Raw genomic sequence first — 17,803 nt, 5'->3', positions numbered from 1 at the left:
CCGGCGGTCGCGGGTCAGGACAGCGCCAGCACACGGATCAGTCCTCGGGCGGCATCGCCCCCCTCCTGGGCGGCGATGGCCACGGCGGCGGGGATGTCCAGGTCGTTGAGCAGGGCCGCGGTGACCGCGGCGGCGGCGTGCCCGGACCGGTTCGGTCGGCCGGCCGCGACGTACAGGGACTCCAGATCGGCCGTCGCCGCCCCGAGATCCGCCTCGTGGTACTCCCATTCCACCCACCAGGGCCGGTTCAGCAGCAGCATCCGGATGGCGCCCGGCGGGTAGCCGCGGAGCAGATCGCCGATCAGCACGAGGTTGCCGGTCGACTTCGCCATTTTCCGGCCCTGATGGTGCACGGTACCGACATGCATGGTGCCGCGGGCGAACGGCGTCACTACCGTCGCGGCCTGGACCATCGCGGATTGGTAGGCATGGTGCGGGAACGTCAGGTCCTGACCGCCGACCAGCAGGTCAACGCCGGAGCCGAACGTCGCCAGCGCCATGGCCGCACACTCGGCGTGCCAGCCCGGCCGCCCCCACCCCCACGGACTGGGCCACGCCGGGTCGCGCTCCGTGGACGGTCGCCACACCGGCACGTCGAACGGATCCTCGCGCCTCGGGTCGTCGGGATCGTCGCCGAACTCCGCGGACAACTCCCATGCGCGCTCCCGGGACAACCCGGAGGCGGCCAGGGCGCCGCGCCCGCGAAAGTACACCGATCCGTCCCGCTGATAGGCGTGGCCGGTGGCGAGCAACGCCCCGGCCAGTTGCCGCACCTGCGGGACGAAGTGCCGGGCCCGCGGCGTGTGCGCGGGCCGCGCCACCCGCAGGGCAGCCATGTCCTGCTCGAACAGGAACTCCTGGTACACCGCGTAGTCGTCATAGTGCCGGCCGTGCGCGTCCGCGGCCGCGGTCAACACGTCGTCGACGTCGGTGACGTTGCGGCACGACAGGGTGCGCACGCCGATCGACCCCAGCACTGCCTGGGCAGCGTCGGCCCACACGAACGTCGCCGCATGGCCCAGGTGGGTCACGTCGTACGGGGTGATCCCGCACACGTACATCCGGGCCGGGCTGACCACCGGCACCACCGCACCGGCCACGCGGAACTCGGCGCTACGGACGGCCGGGTCCAGGTGTTCGACTCGGCCGGTCAGTCCGACAATCCCCGACGAGTAATCACTGTCAACCGTCATCAGGCGCCTCTCCCTTGCCTTCGCGTGCCGGGCCGCTCAGATGAAGAACGCCCCATTGGACTCGTTCGCCTCGCCGAAGAACATCGCCGCCCCGCCCAGTTCGACGCCGCCGATCAGGTCCTCCTGGGCGATGCTCAGCAGGTCCATGGTCATCGTGCAGGCGATCAACCGCACCCCGGTCTGCTGCGCCGACGCGATCAACTCGGGCAGGCTCGGCACGTGGTGATCCTTCATGATCTTCTTGATCAGCGCCGGTCCGCCGCCGAGCATGTTCATCGTGGACAGCGGAAGGCTGTCCGGCCCCGACGGCAGGACGGCCGAGAACGCCCGGTCCAGCACGTTCTTCTCGCGGGTCGGCGGGTCCTGCCGGCGCAGCGCGTTGAGGCCCCAGAAGGTGAAGAACATCGACACCTCGTCGCCCATCGACGCGGCGGCGTTGGCCAGGATGAACGAGGCCAGCACCCGATCGAACTCGCCGGAGAACACCACGAACGACTTCTTGTCCTTCAGCCGGGCGGCCGGGCCGTCGGGGACGATCCCGAGACTCCCCTTGCGGAACCGGGCGGCGTAGCCGGGTCCCTCGGGCACCAGCTCCAGCATCGAGTGACCGTTCCTGGCGGCCCATGCCGGGGCGTCGAGTCGGAACCCGGGGTCGGACACGTGCGCCAGCACCTCGTCGCCCGGAGCGAGTTCGGCCATCCTGGCCTGCAGTGCCATGATCGGTCCGGGGCAGGCCAGGCCGGTGCAGTCGAGGTCCACCGAGACTCCAGTGGCCGCGACCGGCCCGGCGGCGGCCGCCCGCACGGCATTGATGCCGGTGCGGTCCTCGCCGTAGTTGACCACCGGCTCGATGGTGTCGACGCTCTCCTGCGACGGGACGTCATGGTAGGAGCGGAATGTCGTCATCCCGCCGGACAATGTCCGAACATCGGCGAAGCCGTGTTGCACCAGTGCCCGGTAGGCCAGGTAGCTGCGGAACCCGACCGCGCAGTACAACCGGATCGGCCGGCTCCGGTCCCAGTCCTGCTGGGCCTCCCGCAGGGTCGGCAGCGGGACGTTCTCCGCGCCCGGTAAGTGCCAGATCGCATACTCCTGGGGACCTCGGACGTCGATGATCCGGGCGCCCTCGGTCGCCGCCGGATACTCGCTGGGGTACCACAGTCGCAGGTCCTTCTTCAGCAGGTTGGTCGCCACGAACCCGGCCATGTTGATCGGGTCCTTGGCCGACCCGAACGGGGGCGCGTAGGCCAGCTCCAGGCCCTCCAGGTCATGGACGGTCATCCCGCCCCGCAGGGCCGTGGCCAGCACGTCGAGCCTCTTGTCGACCCCGTCGAAGCCCACGATCCCGGCGCCGAGCAGCTTGCCGGTCACCGGTTCGAACAGCACCTTGAGCTGCATCTTCGCGGTGCCCGGGTAGTAGCCGGCATGCCCGGAAGGGTGGATCTGCACCCGCTCGTAGGGAACTCCGGCCGCGTCGAGTTGCCGCTGGTTGGCGCCGGTGCCGCCGGCGACCATGTCGAACACCTTCACGATCGAGGTGCCCTGCACCGGGTCGAACACCGTGTCCCGGCCGCACATGTTTTCCGCGGCCACCCGGCCCTGCCGGTTCGCCGGCCCGGCCAGCGGGATCAGCCAGGTCCCGGGCAGCACCAGGTGTTCGACCTCGACCGCGTCACCCGCAGCGTAGATGCCGGAGACGCTGGTTCGCATGTGCGCGTCGACCTTGATGCCGCCCCGCGGCCCGAGTTCGATGCCGGCCGCGGCCGCGAGTTCGGTGTTGGGCCGCACCCCGGCGGCGAGCAGGACGAGGTCGGTCTCGACGAATTCGCCGTTCTTCAGTTCGACCCGCAGCCGGCCGCCCGGGGACCGGCTGAACGCGGCCGCCCGGGTGCCCAGCCGCAGCTCGACGCCATGGGACCGGATGTAGCTCTCCATGGTGGTGGTCAGTTCGCGGTCCAGCGGTGGCATGATCTGGTCGGCCAGCTCGACGATCACGACCTGGACGCCGCGCTCGTGCATGTTCTCCGCCACTTCCAGGCCGATGTACCCCGCGCCGATCACCACCGCGTGCGTGATGGGTGGCCGGCCCGACGCGCCCCGCCCGTCGACCGCAGCCTTGATCACGTCCATGTCGCCGATCCGCCGCAACACGTGGATATCGGGATGGTCGACCCCGGGCAGCGGCGGCGTGATCGGCGACGACCCGGGGCACAACGCGAGTTGTTCGTACTGCTCCTCGTACTCGCGCCCGCTGCCGAGATCCCGGACGGTCACCGACCTGCGGTCGGGATTGATGGCGAGAACCTCGGTGGCGGTCCGCACGTCGATCGCCAACGACTCGTGCAAGCTCTCCGGGGTCTGCAGCAGCAGCCGGCTGCGGTCCTTGATCACCTCCCCGATGTGATAGGGCAACCCGCAGTTGGCAAACGACACATGATTCGCCCGCTCGAACACCACGATCTCGGCGAACTCATCCAGTCGCCGGGCCCGCGCCGCGCACGACATGCCCGCCGCAACCCCGCCGACAACAACGATCTTCATGATTCTCCTCATCGGCGCCGGGCCCGCCGACGCACGGCGCATATACCTCAGGGGGTATCACCTCACCTTACGGGACGGGCTCGGATCTCGCCCCGCTCGCCGGGAATTCGGGACCTTCGACCTACCGACCAGGACCAGACCCACGGAGCGCGGCGGCACCGGGTGCCGCAGCTTTCACGGAAGCTTCATGGTCGCCGCGGTCGTGGCTTCACCGCCCCGCCGTTGACTGAAGTTGTCCGCGCAGAAGCGGGACGGAAGAAAGGCGGCAGGACGATGAGGACCATCAGCAAGGCAGCTCTGGCCGGCGGCATGGCGTTGATGCTCGGCGCCGGACTGGCCGGGACAGCGGTCGCGGGACCTTGGGAGAGCACTGTCGGTACGGCCGTCGTGGCAGTGGCGTCGGACGGGAGCCGGGACACCGACCTCGCCTTCAGCCGAGAGGAGGAGCGGATGGCCAGGGATCTGTACACGCTGTTCGGGCAGAACTATGACGCGCCGGTCTTCGATCGGATCGCGGCCAGCGAGCAACAGCACTTCGACGCGGTCGGGACCCTGCTGGTCACCTACGGCGTTGCCGATCCGTCCGCTGATCAGCAGGCCGGAACATATGCCAACGCCGAGGTGCAGGCGCTCTACGACCAATGGAAGGCGCAGGGCCAGCAATCCCAGGAGGCCGCATTCGCCGTCGGAGTCGCGCTCGAGCAGGCCGATATCGCCGACCTCGAGAAGCTTCTTGCGCGGAATACGGACGCAGACGTGCAGCGGGTGTTCACCCACCTGCTGGCCGCCTCGCGGCACCATCTCGCGGCGTTCACCGGCACCGCCGACGGCGCCGTCTGCTCCGGAACCGGTGGCGGAATGGGTGCCATGAACGGGACGGGTGCCGACGTTCGGCAGGGCATGGGCGGCGGCTTCAGCATGGGCCGCACCGACAATTGACATACTCCGCTGCATCGCCGACCGCCCTCAGCCCTCACGGTGGGGGCGATCGGCCTTCGGCAGGTCGATCGTCCTGCCCGGAGCCGCCTGGATCAGGTAGCGGTGACATTCCGGTGACGGGCCCCATGATGACCCGCCAGTTGCGCCGGGCGGGACCGGAAAGTCCGAGTTGGGGTCGGGACGTGACATCTTGGTCGCAGTCGTTCAGTCTGACTCCCCGGCCGCCCGAGCAGTGTTCTCAGCGGTGATCACGCGCGTCGCGACCCCAACCCGGCCCTGGACATCACCCTGTTCCGCAGTTTCCGGTGACCAGTCTGTGCCCGACGACCCAGTCATCAGACCGCAGTCAGCTCACCAGATGCTCGGCGCTCTCGGTCCGTCGACTCGCACGCAGCGGCAGGGACACCGTGAAGCGCGCCCCCCTTCCCGGGCCGCCCGAGGACGCGGTCACGTCTCCACCGTGGCCGCGGGCGATGTCCCGGGCAATGGTCAGGCCGATCCCCGACCCGGCCGACCGGCGGGGCTGACCCGGGGCCCGGTAGAAACGCTCGAAGACCCGACCGAGGTCCTGCTCGGCCAGACCCACGCCGGTGTCGCTGACCCAGACCTGACCAAAGCGGCCGCCCAGACGTGCGGCGACCGTGACGGTTCCACCGGCGGGAGTGGCCAGCAGCGCGTTGCCGAGCAGGTTCGTCAGCACCTGGACGATCCGGTCCGGGTCGGCGCTGACCGCTACCGCCTGGTCGGCGTCGACGATCAACGAGACCTGCGCGTCCCGGAACTGTGGGGCGAGCCGGGCGGCCGCGCGACGCGCGAGGTCGGCCAGGTCCGCATCGACCGGATGCAGGTCCAGTCCCTGCTCCTGGGCCCGGGAGAGACTGGATAGGTCCTCGGCCAGCCGGTGCAGCCGGCGTAGTTCGTCGCTGAGTGAACCAAACGTGTCCGGAGTCGGCGCGAACACACCGTCGATCAGGCCCTCGACATATCCGTCCAGGGCGGTCAACGGGGTGCGCAGTTCATGCGCGACATCGCCGAGCAGCCGGGTGCGCCGGGCCTCGGTGTCCGCGAGTGCGGAACCCAACGTGTTCACATCGGTCGCCAGCGCGGCCAGTTCCGGCTCGGCCGGCACCGGCACGCTGACCTGGTATTCGCCGGCCGCGATCTGCCGGGTCGCCGCCCGCACCGCGTCGAGCGGGCGCATCAGCCGGCGGGTGACGAACCAGGCCACAAGCACGGCGGCCGCCACGCTGGCCGTGACCCCGACGACCAGGGCCGTGGTCAGAGCGGACCGGAACGCATCGCGCAGACCGGCCTGCACGCCGGCTCCCGACCCCATACCCATGCCGTTACCGCTGCCGTTCATCATGCCCACCTGGTGATCGAACAGCGCCGGCGCAAGGAGCCACACCGTCAGGTACGACACGACGGCCCCCACAGAAGCCACCACGGCGTAGGACGAGAACAACCGCAATGGCATTCGCATCGTCATCGGGGACTGCCCACGAACTTGTATCCCACACCCCGAACGGTGGCGATCAGGCGCGGCTCGGCGGCCGGGTCGCCCAGCCGGGACCGCAGACTCCGGATGTGCACGTCGACGACCCGCTCGTCACCGTAGAAGTCGTACCCCCACACCCGCTCGAGCAGTTGCGCGCGGGAGAACACCCGCCCGGGCGCCCCGGCGAGCGCCGCGAGCAGGTCGAACTCCAGGCTGGACAACGCGACCGACGCTCCGTCCGACTGCACCTCCCGGGCCGCCAGATCGATGGACAGGCCGCGGAACCGCAGCACGGCCTCCTCGCCGGCTCGCCCGCCGCGATCCCGTCGAAGCACCGCCTTGACCCTGGCGATGACCTCCCGCGGGCTGAACGGTTTGGTGACATAGTCATCGGCCCCCACGCCGAGCCCGACGAGCTTGTCGACCTCCTCGGCCCGCGCCGTGACCAGAATGACGTAGGCATCGCTCATGGTCCGCAGCCTCCGCAGGACCTCCAGACCATCAATCCCCGGCAGCATCACGTCCAGCAGCACCAGGTCCGGCGGGTCGCAGCGAACCAGTTGCAGTGCGGCCTCCCCGTCGGCGGCTTCGACGACCTCGAACCCGTCGGCCTTCAGGTAACCGCGCAACACGGTCCGGATGTGCGGCTCGTCGTCGACGACCAGAACCTTTCGCATGACGCTCCTTCGGCCGGTATGACGATGCGGCTCGCGGGCCGCCCGCCGGTCGGGGCCATCGTCCTTGATACCCCATAGGGTATCAGGGAGGCTGACGACGTCCCTCCAATATCCGAGGGTCGACGTACACCATCTCCACCTCGAAAGGGCGAAACCTGATGTGCAGTCCTGCCACCTGCCGTTCCTGCGGCAAGGCCAGCCACACCGGATGTGGTCAGCATGTCGATCAGGTGCTGGCCGGCGTTCCCGCGCACCAGCGCTGCACCTGTCCTCCCACCGCACGATCCGCCGGGAGCGGTTCGATGCTGTCGCGGCTGTTCGGACGCTGATCTCTTGAGCGCGACCAGCGAGTCGAACCCAATCCGAGTGAATCGGCCGGCGGCGTCCCGCCCGTTGGTGTTGACCCCCACCGCCCAGTTGGCCGCAGACCGCAGTGACGGACTTAGGTATGCACACGGTGAACGCACCGCCGCGCAGGACGTCGCCTTCGGCCTTCGCCAGCTCACCGACGTCGCCGTCAAGGCCCTGTCCCCGGCATCAACGATCCCACCACCGCGATCCACGCCCTCGGACACGCCAGCGCCCTGCTCACCGAGATGTGGGCCCACGAAGGGGGTTTCGCTGATGTGCTGACCATGACCTTTCCGACCGTCAAAGCCTTCGAGAACGAGCGGAATCGGTCCGCGGACGCCCTGGCCTGAACTGCTCGACCGAGCCAAAGCCACCGGTCGCCTCTGCCCGGACCTCGCCCACCAGGACGTGCCGCTGATCCTGATGGCCAATGCCGGCGTTATCACCGCCACCCGGGACGCTGCCCCCACCGCCTGGCGACGCCTGGTCGGCTACCTCCTGCGGGCCTTCACCACCGCGGCCGGGCAGGCCGCGGAGCCGCTGCCCGACCCACCGACCCCCCGGCCGATGTACCGGGCGCTGCTGCGAACCAATGGTGAAACCCAATAGCCAAGGTCCAAAACCAAGTCATCCTCGCCGAACTCCACTCGCGGGTTGGATCACCCCATGACCGACGACACCGGTACCGCTGACGCCCACGTGGAGGCGCTGCGTTCGTCCGTTGCCCGGCTCCGTGACCTGGCCTCCACGATCAGCGAGAGCCAGCTGACCGACCGGGCGTACCCCACCGAGTGGAGCATCGCCGACGTGCTGTCCCACATCGGTTCGGGGGCGGTGATCCGGCGCCGCCGACTCGAGGACACCCCCGCCCGTCAGGCCACCCCCGACGACTTCGCGGCCGGCGTCTGGGATACCTGGAACGCGAAACCCCCGACGGCGCCACGCAGCGACGCGCTGACCGCGGATGCCGACCTGCTCGCCCGCATCGACGCCGCGACCCCTGCTGAACGCTCACCTTCACAATGGGGCCGATGGTGTTCGACTTCGTCCAGTTCGTCGACCTGCGCCTCAACGAGCACGCCATGCACACCTCGGAGGTCGACGTCACCCTCGATCCCGATGCTGTCATCCCCCCATCAGCTGCCGGGATTGTTGTCGACAACCTCGACCTGATCGCCCGCTTCACCGCCAAACCGACCGGCGATACCACCACCATCACCGCGGTCACCAGTGAGCCCGAACGCCGCTTCACGGTCGAACTCACCCCGAAAGCGGTCACCTTGACACCGACCGCGGCGAACCCGGCGACCACGACCGCCGACCTGCAAATCCCCGCGGAAGCGTTCGCCCGTCTCGTGTCCGGGGCGGCTCGACCCTGAGCACACCCCGCCCGGCCAGACCAGCCCCGCACTCGGGATCCTCCGACAAGCCTTCCCCGGTCCGTGACCTCTTCGACACCGCCAGCCTGGCCGATGTGCGTGGCTCGTCAGCCGATCCCTGAACGGCACGGTCCAGCATCACGACGAGTCCGTTGTCTCGATGCGGCTATTACTCGGCCGTGACCATCGGTGACGGTATGCCACGGTGTTATCGACGGCACGGCGTTGCACAACCACCATGTCGACGCCGACCGCCATGCTGATGTCTGACTCCTCCCGTCCCGGCTCGGCGATCCGGCTCGCGTGTCGTCAGGTTGGTGTCCCGCCGTCCATCTCGGCCTGTCGGACCCAATCCCGCGACGCCGCCGTGGATCCCGAACTGGACGGCAACCCGTGCTCGTCGCCGGATCACGTCGGGCGTCCAACGCCATCCGAGTCATTCCGCTCAGGCGCGTCAGGCAAGCCGATTGGAGCCACCAGCTACGTGGCCAGCCGACCGGATTGCCTGCGGACACGGCTTTCCGGACCGACTCCCGATCTCAGCTTGACCCGATCCCCGCCACGCACCTGCCCCTGCCTCGGACCGGTGGGTCATGGCGGTGTTGCTTATTGACCAGCTGGTCAGTATTATTGACCTCATGGTCAATACTTCTGTGTCGCGCCCGATGACGCGAATGCGTGTGCTGGTCGGAATCTACGTGGCCGTGGTCGTGCTGACGATCGTCCTGCTGGCCGTGCTGTCGGTCGTGGCCCCCACGCAGGCGACGACCGAAGCCTGGGTCCATGCGGTCATCGTCGCGGTCTTCGGGGTGCTGCTGCCCCTGCGGCTGCGGGCGGCGGGGCGCGGAAGTGCTGGCGCATTGCGGGCGGTGGGTCTCATCAGCGCAGTACTGCTGCTGGTCAACATCATCGAAGCGCTCATCCCCGGGCTGTTCCCGGGCTGGATGCGCGTTCAGATGGTGCTCATCGCGGCCTTGATGGCAGGTGTCATCCTGTCTGTCATGCAGGAGCGGGTGTGACGGAACCACCGACGCGCCGGCGGCTCGGGCCGCAGGAGCGCCGCGCCCAGTTGATTGCTGCTACCGGCGAGGTGCTGGCCGAGCTGGGCTACCAGGCCGCGACCGCCGATGCGATCGCCACTCGTGCCGGGGTGTCCAAGGGGCTACTGTGGCACTACTTCTCCGACATCGACGCGTTGTTCGAGGCGACCGCCCACCACACCCTCCTGGAGCTACGCCGGGCCGTCGGCGCCCGTCTGGATCTCGCCGCCCCTGCCCCGGACGTCATCCGCGCTGCGGTGCGCGGCGCAGCGGACCTCCGGCACACCCATGCCGCCCACCGGCGGGCATTGGAGGCGATCGTGCTCAACCTCCGCACCGCCGATGGCGGAATGCGGCTCGGAATCAAGGACTTCGAGGACACCTACCTAGAGCAGGAGGCGATCTTCCGCCGCGGACAGGCCGACGGAGATTTCCGCGCCGACCTCGACCCCCGCGTCATGGCGGTGACCTACCAGGGGGCAGTCGACGCGATGCTCGGCTATCTCGACGCCCACCCCGACGCCGACACGGCCGGTTACGCGCGGACCGTGGCCGAGATCCTCTTGGGCGGCATGACCGCCCCCTCCTCCACCAACGCGCCGCCGGCGGCACCGACCCGGACGCGACGACCGTCGTCCAGACCCCCCGCAGTGCAGGGGAACTCATCCAGAGCCGGCGGGTCGTCCTCCTGAGGTCGACGCAGGGCTCGACCTTCCGACTCCGGTTGGCCCCATCGCCCCAGCACCGTCCCGACGAGCGGTGCGCAAGCGCTGGGAAGCGGCGACGCACGTCCAGCCGCTGCGCGACAGCCAAGCCGCCAGTAGCCTGGCGGGCGCCCTGACAGCTGCGCGGTCCGGACTCACACCGGCAAGCGACGACGAGCACGAACAACAAGATCACCCCGGTGACCTGACGAGGCCCCCCCCTGTTCCGCTGGTCGCCCGGGATGTCGAGACTATGAGGCGTCGAAGGCCTCCAACATCACACCGATGATGTCGTCGGTCGGCTTGTTCGAAACAAGGACGGCGTCATAGCCATTCGGGAATCGGACGACACCCGTACTGAGGCCCCGGCCGTCACCCGTGGTGAGGCCCCCATTGTGATGGTAGGCAACGCCGTAGGTTGTGCCTCCGGGGTACCAGCCCAGCAAGCAAGTGGTCATGAATTGGACGAGGGGAAACGGCAGGGCCCGACCCTGCCGAAAGCCCATCAAATAGGTCAAGAGCGAATTGGCCGACGAGATCCAGCCGCCTGGCCCAATGCACTGCATTTCCGGCCAGTAGTAGCCTTTTTCTGTCGGATTTTCAGGATCATAGCTCAGCGTTGCCGAATCAGGCGGGTCGGGAGTGGGGCTGAAGGTCGAGAGATCGATCTTGAGCCGCGCGAGAATCTCTGACTGAATCCAGGTGACGTAATCCTGAGAGGAGCCCTGCTCGGCGCACACGCTGTCGACAAGCGCCTGGAGGATGGTGAAATTGGTATTCGAGTAGACGTAGAGTTGGCTCTCGATGAGCGGATTGGCCTCGAGGTAGAGTCCGACGAATTCGTCGGCGCTCATGCTGTTCTCCGTGTAGAGCGTACCGTTTTCGGGCAAGCGCGACATCATGGTCAACAGCTCGGAGATCGTGACCGTGCCGACGCCCGCGGCCGGCACCAGTGTCGGATACAGCGACTGCAAATAGGGCCAGACCAGATCGTTGACCGAGGCAATACGACCTTCTTGGATGGCCTTGAACACAGCGGCCGCAGTCAAAGTCTTCGACACGCTGGCGAGGTTGCAGCGACTGTCGGTCGTGAACGGGATCCCTTGCCCGTCGGCAGTGTCCTGAGGCATCCGCGCATAGCCCCAGGCGCCGCTGTCGACCTTGGCGCCGTTCAGGCCGGCCGCCCATGCGTACCCACCGGGTACGTTGGCGAGATAGTGGTCGAAAACCGATGCCCACTGTGGGGTGGGAACCGCGCCCTGCACACTTGGCTTGACCGGCGACACGGTCGCTGGCGCGGTGACGGGGCTTGAATTCGACGACACGGGTTCCTCCCTGCTGGCTGCGAATCTGGCTCCACCGGGTGCCGGCTCGGCAGTGAACTCAGATGTCGTTCCGATGGTCCAGTTCACACCTGCATTCACGATGCGTGCAGGCGCCCGGCAAAGCATCGTCACCCCCCGATCAGCGCACAAGGCCACCCGGCGGAAAGTACCCGGTCGCCGCTTCGCCGCGTGACGCAACTACTCCGCGCCAACCTCGTTGCGGTGACCGGCCGCTGTCTGTATTGTCCCTTTATTCCGCCTTCGCGAACGCTCATCTCCGATCCAAGACCGAGCGGATGGCGCCGAGAGTGGCTGAGAGTGTTGATATCTCATTGGAGCGATCCGGCCGGCACGAGGATCGAGGTCAGGGCAAAGTGCAGTGACGACAACGTCATCGCCGCCACCATTGGGGGTGGGATGTCCACGAAGGAGGCCGAGTTCGGCCGCAGGCCCGACCGAATCGGCTGCCGTCCAAACAGTCATCGAGCACGCGCAAAGAGCGGGCGCTCATCGCAGGGACGAACGGAATCTCCGGCGGGCCGATCTCTCCTGGAGCAGTTCGTTCCCGCGGGGACCTGTTCGATCTCCTCATCACGCTCTGCGAATCGGATTCACCATCGACAGAATGTCCGCTGGGGATCGGCCCCGTGGACCTACTCCTACACCGGCGCACCGGTGGCCGTCACCGTCCCGGCCGGCGCCACCGGCGTGACGGCGGTGGCGGTGGCGGCGGCACCTGGGCCGGCGCCGTCGCCGTCTCCGGAATCACCGACGGCACCGGCGCGGCGGCCGGCAACGGGTCGATCACCCTCACCCGGCAGTACTCGCATCTGAGCCTGTGAGCGGCCTGCGGGTGCACGATCTCGGGCCGCTCGAGGTGACGACACTGCAAACCTGCTCGCGATGCTGGTGAACCGCTCGCTGCTGACCTCTGCGCCGCGGCCCGGCCGGGCGGTCCGACGTTGTTCCGGCAGCTCGTCGTCGTCCGGCCGCACGCCGCCCACGAACTGGGCGGCGAGTCCGGGGCGACCGCGGCGACCCTGGACCAGCGCGACACCTGGGTGGCGGCACTGGCCACCATGTGGAGTGCCGGACCGACCGCCTGCACCTGCGCCGCCGCTACCGGATGGTTGACGACGACTACGCGACCGTCCCGGGCCACCCTCCGGCGCGGCCTCGTGGAACGGCCCTCCCCCGCTGCCGCCCGCACTGCGGCCCGGCTGCACGGCCCGATGCCCGGTGTTCGCGGCGGTGTCCTGATCGACACCCGGGCGTTGCGCTCCGTGCGGTCGGACGGCCGCTCCGCGGTCCTGGGCGCGGGGGCGACCTGGGCGGACGTGAACACTCGCAGCGGTCGTCGACCCGCATGACGCCCTCGCCGTCGCCTGGGTCCATCTCGGACTCGCCGCCGCCGCCGCGCAGAGCCCAGAACAGGTCCGGCTCGGCCGAGGGTCGACCTCGCGGACGGAACCGTCCGCGGTGACCAGCCGCAGCCGCCGGACCTGGTCGTACGCCCGGCCGAGCGACCACCCTCGGGCCCTCGCCGGAACTAGGCTGCGACTGGCGCTCGCGACACGGACGGTCGCACGCGGATCCCGTACGTCATGATCGCGCCCACCGCGGACAGCGCGACGGCGGCGCTGAACAGCAGCCAGAACTCGCCGACGAAGGCCACCAGACCTGCTCCGACCAATGGCCCCAGCAGCTGACCGAGCTGCGCCGAGACGTTCACGAGGCCGAGATCTCGGGCGTGGTCCTCCGGGTCCTTCAGCAGATCGGTTGCGAGCGCCAGGCTCACCGTCATGTAGGCGCCGTAGCCCACGCCCATCAGCGCTGCCGCGATCATCGTCATGACCAGGGATGGGCTGATCAGGATCACCACACCCCAGGTCGTCCCGAAGAGGGCGGCCAGGGCAGTCAGCGTGCGCCGTCGGCGCAGTGGATTCGCGCTGGGGCGGTCGGCGACGATCCCCGCAGTGATCGCCGAGATCACGTTGAACACCGTGTACACGATGATGAGGTGGAGCAGGTCGTCCTCCGCCTCGGCCGCGGGCACCTTCGCTCCGTACAGCAGGAAGAAGAGCAGCAGCGCGGTGCCGAAGGCGTTGCCAATGTTCACGACCAGGCGGCTGCCCAACAGCCACCGGAAGTTGCGGTCGCGTAGGGACGAGGGGCGGCGGGCGGTCGAGCCGCGGGTCGGGACGGCAATCCGGTGCGAGGGCTCATCCGGCAGCCACAGGGCGGTACCGACGCCGAGCACGGTGACGCTCGCCGCCATCACCAGATACGACTCGAAGATCCCGAGTCCGATCAGCACGACGGTCCCCACGCCGATGACGACGCCGAGCGCCTGCGCCGAGGCCGCAGCGGCCGACGCCGCACCTCGCTGGGTGTCCGGGAGCTGGTCGGCGATCATCGCGGTGAAGGCCGCCGCGGCCACGGAGACACCCACCGAGACGACAATCCATGCGCCGCCGATCGCGACGGGTCCGGTCGCGATGCCGGTGAGCACCAGGCCCACCGCCGCGAGCAGGGATCCGCCGATGGCCCAGGGTCGTCGGCGACCCCAACGGGAGCGGGTGCGGTCGGACCAGACGCCCGCCACCGGCGCGGCGATGACGCCGATGAATCCGCCAACGGACAGCACCACGCCGGCCCACAGCACACCGCCGATCCAGTTCTCACCCAGGGTGCCGGTCTGCAGTTGCAGAGGCAGCAGGAGCTGGATCGGCGTGAGCTGGACCGTCCAGATCGCCAGCCAGGCGAGCGTGAAAAGGGTCATCCAGAACGGGCCGACCCGCTTCGACGGGCCTGCGCCATGCGGGTCCGGGACGGGTGTCATGCGGGTGCCTCCTTGCTGAGCGCGAGACCAGCCGGTGCTGGCTGTCGACGGGTCGATCCGTCCCGAGAGCGCAGTCTGCTCCTCGCTCGAGAACGTCTTGACGCCGTACCGACCATCTGCGCGGCCCGCACATCGGCCTTCGCGTGAGTGAACGCCGGTCCGGAACGGGTCGTTGCCCGGATTGAATTGGTCGGCGAACTTCCCCTCCACGCGCACATTGTGCAGCGCAATGGAGTGATTGGGGTCCATTGCATTGCCCTCACGGGAGCGGCGTTCCTACGCTCGTCGAGGTTCGGTGGCCGCTGTGCCCGCCTTGCCGAACCGCCGGACGCGCCCCCGGCACGTGTCGACCAGCACTGCCACCGGACGGAATGTGGAGAATCATGAGAGTCATCAGTACGCCGGAGGCACCGGCGCACACCGGGCCGGTGCCGCAGGCCGTCCTGGCCGGCGGCTGGATCTACGTCTCCGCCCTGTTCGGCGCGCAGGCCCGGAGCCGGGTGATTCCTGACGATGCCCGCGCCGAGGCCGAGCAACTGTTGGCCAACCTCACGGCGATACTCGCGGCCGCCGACGCCGACCTGAGTCACGTGGTGCGGGTCGGCATCGTGATGCGGAACCTGCAGCGGGACCGTCCCGCATTCAACGAGGTCTGGGCCGAGCGATTCGGGTCGCACCGGCCCGCCCGGTCCGCGATCGAGGCCGCCGATTTCGGTCGCCAGGGGGAGAACGCCCGGTACATGCTCGAGGTGACCGCCTATCGCGGCTGATGCCGGCGGCCTCAACCGGGCGCACCGGCCCGACCTGGTGGCCACGGGCTGGAGCGGGCCCCGGTAGGTGGAGGCCAACACCCCCGAGTTCGGTGACCTGCCGATCGACGAGGCGGCGTCGCGGGTCGCTCGCACGGCCGAAGCCGTTCTCGACGCGGCCGGCGCACCGCGCACCGCTTCCCCTGCCGACCTGATCCATCGACCGACCCCATCCACCGCCCCGGAGGACGACACCATGACCGGCACTTCCACCATCACCCCTGACGACATCGCCCGGGTCCTGATCGCCGGAGAGCGGAACCGCACCGAGGTACCGCAGTTCAGTGCGACCTACCCCGACATCGACGTGGCCACCGCCTATGCCGCGCAGCGCGCGTTCGTCCAGTCCAAGCTCGATGCCGGTGAACGGCTCGTCGGCTACAAGCTCGGCCTCACCAGCCGCAACAAGCAGCAGGCGATGGGCGTCGACTCGCCCCTGTACGGGCGGGTGACCAGCTCGATGCTGTCCACCTACGGCGACCCGATCAGGTTCGACCGGTTCATCCACCCGCGGGTCGAATCCGAGATCGCCTTCCTGCTCAAGGACGACGTCCGGGCGCCGGCCACGGTCACGTCGGTCCTGGCCGCCACCGACCTGGTGTACGGCGCCGTCGACGTGCTCGATTCCCGGTACCAAGGATTCAAGTTCACCCTGACCGACGTAATCGCCGACAACGCCAGTGCCGGAGCGTTCTACCTCGGCCCGATCGCCCGCCGGCCGGCGGAACTCGAACTACACCTGCTGGGTTGCATCGTCCGCGTCGACGGGCAGGTCACCATGACCGCGGCCGGTGCCGCCGTCATGGGGCACCCCGCGGCATCCGTCGCCTGGTTGGCCAATCGCCTGGCCGAGGAAGGTGACGCCCTTAAGGCCGGCCAGCTCGTCTTCTCCGGCGGCGTCACCGCCCCCGTCCCGGTCGTTCCCGGCGGCAGCGTCACGTTCGAGTTCGACGGGCTCGGCGCGATCGAGGTCTACGGGAGCTGACCGGCGACGTGTCTGCGGAGGCCGATTGTTCGCCGGCCGGCCGGCCACGGCGAACGCATCGAACGGCGACCGGTGGCCGAACAGCAGGTCCGCGGCCGGTATTCGGGGCGACGGGCCAGATTCCGGTCCTCACCACGGCGGCAACTTCGGCAACTCTCCCTCGTACTGCAATCCCTCCTCCACCCGTTCACGCGTCAGGAATGCCAGCAGCTCCTCGTAGTAACCCTCGATCCGAAAGGAGCCGTCGCCGACGGTCCACTCGTCGCCCTCGCCGGCGATGATCCGCAGGCCGGGTGAGTCCGGGTTGCCCTGGAGCCGGCGAACGTAGACCTCGATCGCGTCCAGCACGGAATCCGGGTCGGCCTCGTGCAACTCCCAGGTGGTGCCCAGGTCGTCGTGGTGGAGGATCAACTCCGTCGTCCGCCGCGCCGGCAGCGAGAATGCATCGATCTCGCCGGCCGGCCACGTCGGCAGCGTCCGCACCCGCACGCCGCTCTTCAGCGCCTGAAACGCCCCCAGCAGGCGTTCATTGGCCTGCTCCAGGTCGGCCGCCAGATCGGCGGCCGATTGCCTGGCCCCGGCTTCGATATCGGCGTCCCGCTGCGCCGCCGACTCGTAGTCCGGACTTTCCTGGCCGGTGACGGCCCAGGTGGCGAGGTTCGTCATGGCGTCCGCGCCCCTGGCCAGGTGAGCGATGACGTGCGCCCGGGTCCACCCCGCGCACCGGGTCGGCCTTTCGAGTTCGTCATCGGCCAGGCTGGCCACGGTGGCCATCACCATGCCCGACTCACGCTGCATCCGGCCGATGTCGCCGGCCAGGCTCTGAACAGTCTTGATCATGTCGCTGCTGCCCTCCACTCTACGATTCCGGGTGCCGTCATCCCCAGCGGTGCCCGCGGGACGGCACCGGGACGACGCGGCGATTGCTGAGCCAAGATGGTCGAATCCGACGCACAGGCGTTCCCGCGGGCCCCATCCCGTTGGCGCGGCAGGTCGACCCGAGGACCGATGTGAACGAGGAAGAGCTCCGCCCAGGCGATGTCAGCCCAGGGCGGACCCACCCGTCAGATTCCGATCCGGACTCGGGATGTCCTGGGATTGAGATTCACGCTGACCACTGGCCGACAACTGCCGGCGAAATTCGAGTTCACGCTTCACCTTCTCCGGCTTGCCCACGAACGCCTCGCGCCACAAATCCGCAGAATTGAACTTCACCGGCTTCTTCGGCGACGAAGTGCTCGATCTGATCCCAAAAGTCGTGGGGATCTTGCGGGTGGAATAGCCGCAATCGGGACAGTCCGGCGCCTCCCCGGCCATCGGCACCAGCGCTTCAAAATCGTGGCCGCTCTCACAGCGGAAAACGTAGATCGGCATTGACGGACCGCCACCTTTCAACCTGACTGCCGTCCCAACTTACCCGGACGCCACGTCGCTCGACCCGACCTATCCTACTCTCCGATTCAACACCTGGTCCACCTTGTCATAATACCGACCGACCTAGGTTGCTACCCGGCGCGAAG

At 68.7% G+C, this 17,803-nt stretch carries 18 protein-coding genes and 1 pseudogene; 11 read left to right on the top strand and 8 right to left on the bottom strand.

Annotation, left to right across the window (positions count from 1 at the left end):
• Positions 1–14: 14 nt before the first annotated feature.
• Positions 15–1,193 (bottom strand): cysteine--tRNA ligase, encoded by a 1,179-nt coding sequence (locus tag ACILSK_RS11575; RefSeq protein ID WP_395727307.1) that lies wholly within the window; start codon positions 1,191–1,193, stop codon positions 15–17.
• Between the two features lie 36 nt (positions 1,194–1,229).
• On the bottom strand, positions 1,230–3,734 hold the full coding sequence (locus ACILSK_RS11570; RefSeq protein WP_395727306.1) for an FAD-dependent oxidoreductase: 2,505 nt from the start codon (positions 3,732–3,734) through the stop codon (positions 1,230–1,232).
• A gap of 273 nt (positions 3,735–4,007) precedes the next feature.
• On the opposite strand from ACILSK_RS11570, the gene ACILSK_RS11565 reads away from it, so the two are divergent.
• Positions 4,008–4,673 (top strand): DUF2202 domain-containing protein, encoded by a 666-nt coding sequence (locus ACILSK_RS11565; RefSeq protein WP_395727305.1) that lies wholly within the window; start codon positions 4,008–4,010, stop codon positions 4,671–4,673.
• A 346-nt stretch (positions 4,674–5,019) separates the two neighbouring features.
• Here ACILSK_RS11565 and ACILSK_RS11560 read toward each other — a convergent pair whose 3' ends face one another.
• Positions 5,020–6,162, bottom strand: coding sequence for a sensor histidine kinase (locus ACILSK_RS11560; protein ID WP_395727304.1), 1,143 nt, complete (start codon positions 6,160–6,162; stop codon positions 5,020–5,022).
• Positions 6,159–6,848: a response regulator gene (locus ACILSK_RS11555; RefSeq protein ID WP_395727303.1), complete on the bottom strand. Its 690-nt coding sequence runs from the start codon at positions 6,846–6,848 to the stop codon at positions 6,159–6,161. The genes ACILSK_RS11560 and ACILSK_RS11555 overlap by 4 nt, the downstream gene beginning before the upstream one ends.
• Before the next feature lie 219 nt (positions 6,849–7,067).
• Between ACILSK_RS11555 and ACILSK_RS11550 the strand changes: the two genes are divergently transcribed.
• The 6 genes and pseudogenes from ACILSK_RS11550 to ACILSK_RS11525 all read left to right on the top strand — a co-directional run bounded on the left by ACILSK_RS11550 (position 7,068) and on the right by ACILSK_RS11525 (position 10,310).
• Positions 7,068–7,481 (top strand): DUF2254 family protein, encoded by a 414-nt coding sequence (locus ACILSK_RS11550; protein WP_395727302.1) that lies wholly within the window; start codon positions 7,068–7,070, stop codon positions 7,479–7,481.
• Between the two features lie 126 nt (positions 7,482–7,607).
• On the top strand, positions 7,608–7,808 hold the full coding sequence (locus tag ACILSK_RS11545; protein ID WP_395727301.1) for a hypothetical protein: 201 nt from the start codon (positions 7,608–7,610) through the stop codon (positions 7,806–7,808).
• A gap of 57 nt (positions 7,809–7,865) precedes the next feature.
• A pseudogene (locus ACILSK_RS11540) lies at positions 7,866–8,171 on the top strand (maleylpyruvate isomerase N-terminal domain-containing protein); the annotation flags it as partial.
• A 59-nt stretch (positions 8,172–8,230) separates the two neighbouring features.
• Positions 8,231–8,578 (top strand): hypothetical protein, encoded by a 348-nt coding sequence (locus ACILSK_RS11535; RefSeq protein WP_395727376.1) that lies wholly within the window; start codon positions 8,231–8,233, stop codon positions 8,576–8,578.
• Between the two features lie 593 nt (positions 8,579–9,171).
• On the top strand, positions 9,172–9,597 hold the full coding sequence (locus tag ACILSK_RS11530; protein ID WP_395727300.1) for a hypothetical protein: 426 nt from the start codon (positions 9,172–9,174) through the stop codon (positions 9,595–9,597).
• Positions 9,594–10,310: a TetR family transcriptional regulator gene (locus tag ACILSK_RS11525; RefSeq protein WP_395727299.1), complete on the top strand. Its 717-nt coding sequence runs from the start codon at positions 9,594–9,596 to the stop codon at positions 10,308–10,310. The genes ACILSK_RS11530 and ACILSK_RS11525 overlap by 4 nt, the downstream gene beginning before the upstream one ends.
• Before the next feature lie 263 nt (positions 10,311–10,573).
• Here ACILSK_RS11525 and ACILSK_RS11520 read toward each other — a convergent pair whose 3' ends face one another.
• Positions 10,574–11,734, bottom strand: a complete 1,161-nt coding sequence (locus tag ACILSK_RS11520; RefSeq protein WP_395727298.1) for a serine hydrolase domain-containing protein — start codon at positions 11,732–11,734, stop codon at positions 10,574–10,576.
• A 560-nt stretch (positions 11,735–12,294) separates the two neighbouring features.
• On the opposite strand from ACILSK_RS11520, the gene ACILSK_RS11515 reads away from it, so the two are divergent.
• Complete coding sequence (locus tag ACILSK_RS11515; RefSeq protein ID WP_395727297.1) at positions 12,295–12,489, top strand: hypothetical protein; 195 nt, start codon at positions 12,295–12,297, stop codon at positions 12,487–12,489.
• A 120-nt stretch (positions 12,490–12,609) separates the two neighbouring features.
• Entirely contained in the window at positions 12,610–13,017 is a 408-nt protein-coding gene (locus ACILSK_RS11510) for a hypothetical protein (RefSeq protein WP_395727296.1), read from the top strand.
• A gap of 179 nt (positions 13,018–13,196) precedes the next feature.
• On the opposite strand, the gene ACILSK_RS11505 is transcribed toward ACILSK_RS11510, so the two are convergent.
• Positions 13,197–14,489 carry an MFS transporter gene (locus tag ACILSK_RS11505; protein ID WP_395727295.1) on the bottom strand — a complete coding sequence of 431 codons (1,293 nt, stop codon included), beginning with the start codon at positions 14,487–14,489 and terminating at the stop codon, positions 13,197–13,199.
• Between the two features lie 383 nt (positions 14,490–14,872).
• On the opposite strand from ACILSK_RS11505, the gene ACILSK_RS11500 reads away from it, so the two are divergent.
• Positions 14,873–15,259: a RidA family protein gene (locus tag ACILSK_RS11500; protein WP_395727294.1), complete on the top strand. Its 387-nt coding sequence runs from the start codon at positions 14,873–14,875 to the stop codon at positions 15,257–15,259.
• Positions 15,260–15,326: 67 nt separating this feature from the next.
• The gene (locus tag ACILSK_RS11495; protein ID WP_395727293.1) at positions 15,327–16,283 is read left to right on the top strand and encodes a 2-keto-4-pentenoate hydratase; all 957 of its coding nucleotides are present in this window, start codon (positions 15,327–15,329) and stop codon (positions 16,281–16,283) included.
• Positions 16,284–16,412: 129 nt separating this feature from the next.
• On the opposite strand, the gene ACILSK_RS11490 is transcribed toward ACILSK_RS11495, so the two are convergent.
• Both ACILSK_RS11490 and ACILSK_RS11485 read right to left on the bottom strand, forming a co-directional pair.
• Complete coding sequence (locus tag ACILSK_RS11490; protein WP_395727292.1) at positions 16,413–17,123, bottom strand: maleylpyruvate isomerase family mycothiol-dependent enzyme; 711 nt, start codon at positions 17,121–17,123, stop codon at positions 16,413–16,415.
• A gap of 201 nt (positions 17,124–17,324) precedes the next feature.
• A complete protein-coding gene (locus tag ACILSK_RS11485; protein ID WP_395727291.1) occupies positions 17,325–17,657 on the bottom strand; it encodes an FmdB family zinc ribbon protein in 333 nt (110 codons plus the stop codon).
• Between the last annotated feature and the right edge of the window lie 146 nt (positions 17,658–17,803).

It is taken from the genome of Nakamurella sp. (genome assembly GCF_044224575.1).
In the GTDB taxonomy this organism is placed as follows: domain Bacteria; phylum Actinomycetota; class Actinomycetes; order Mycobacteriales; family Nakamurellaceae; genus Nakamurella.
This window is presented reverse-complemented; position numbering and strand designations above follow the sequence as displayed.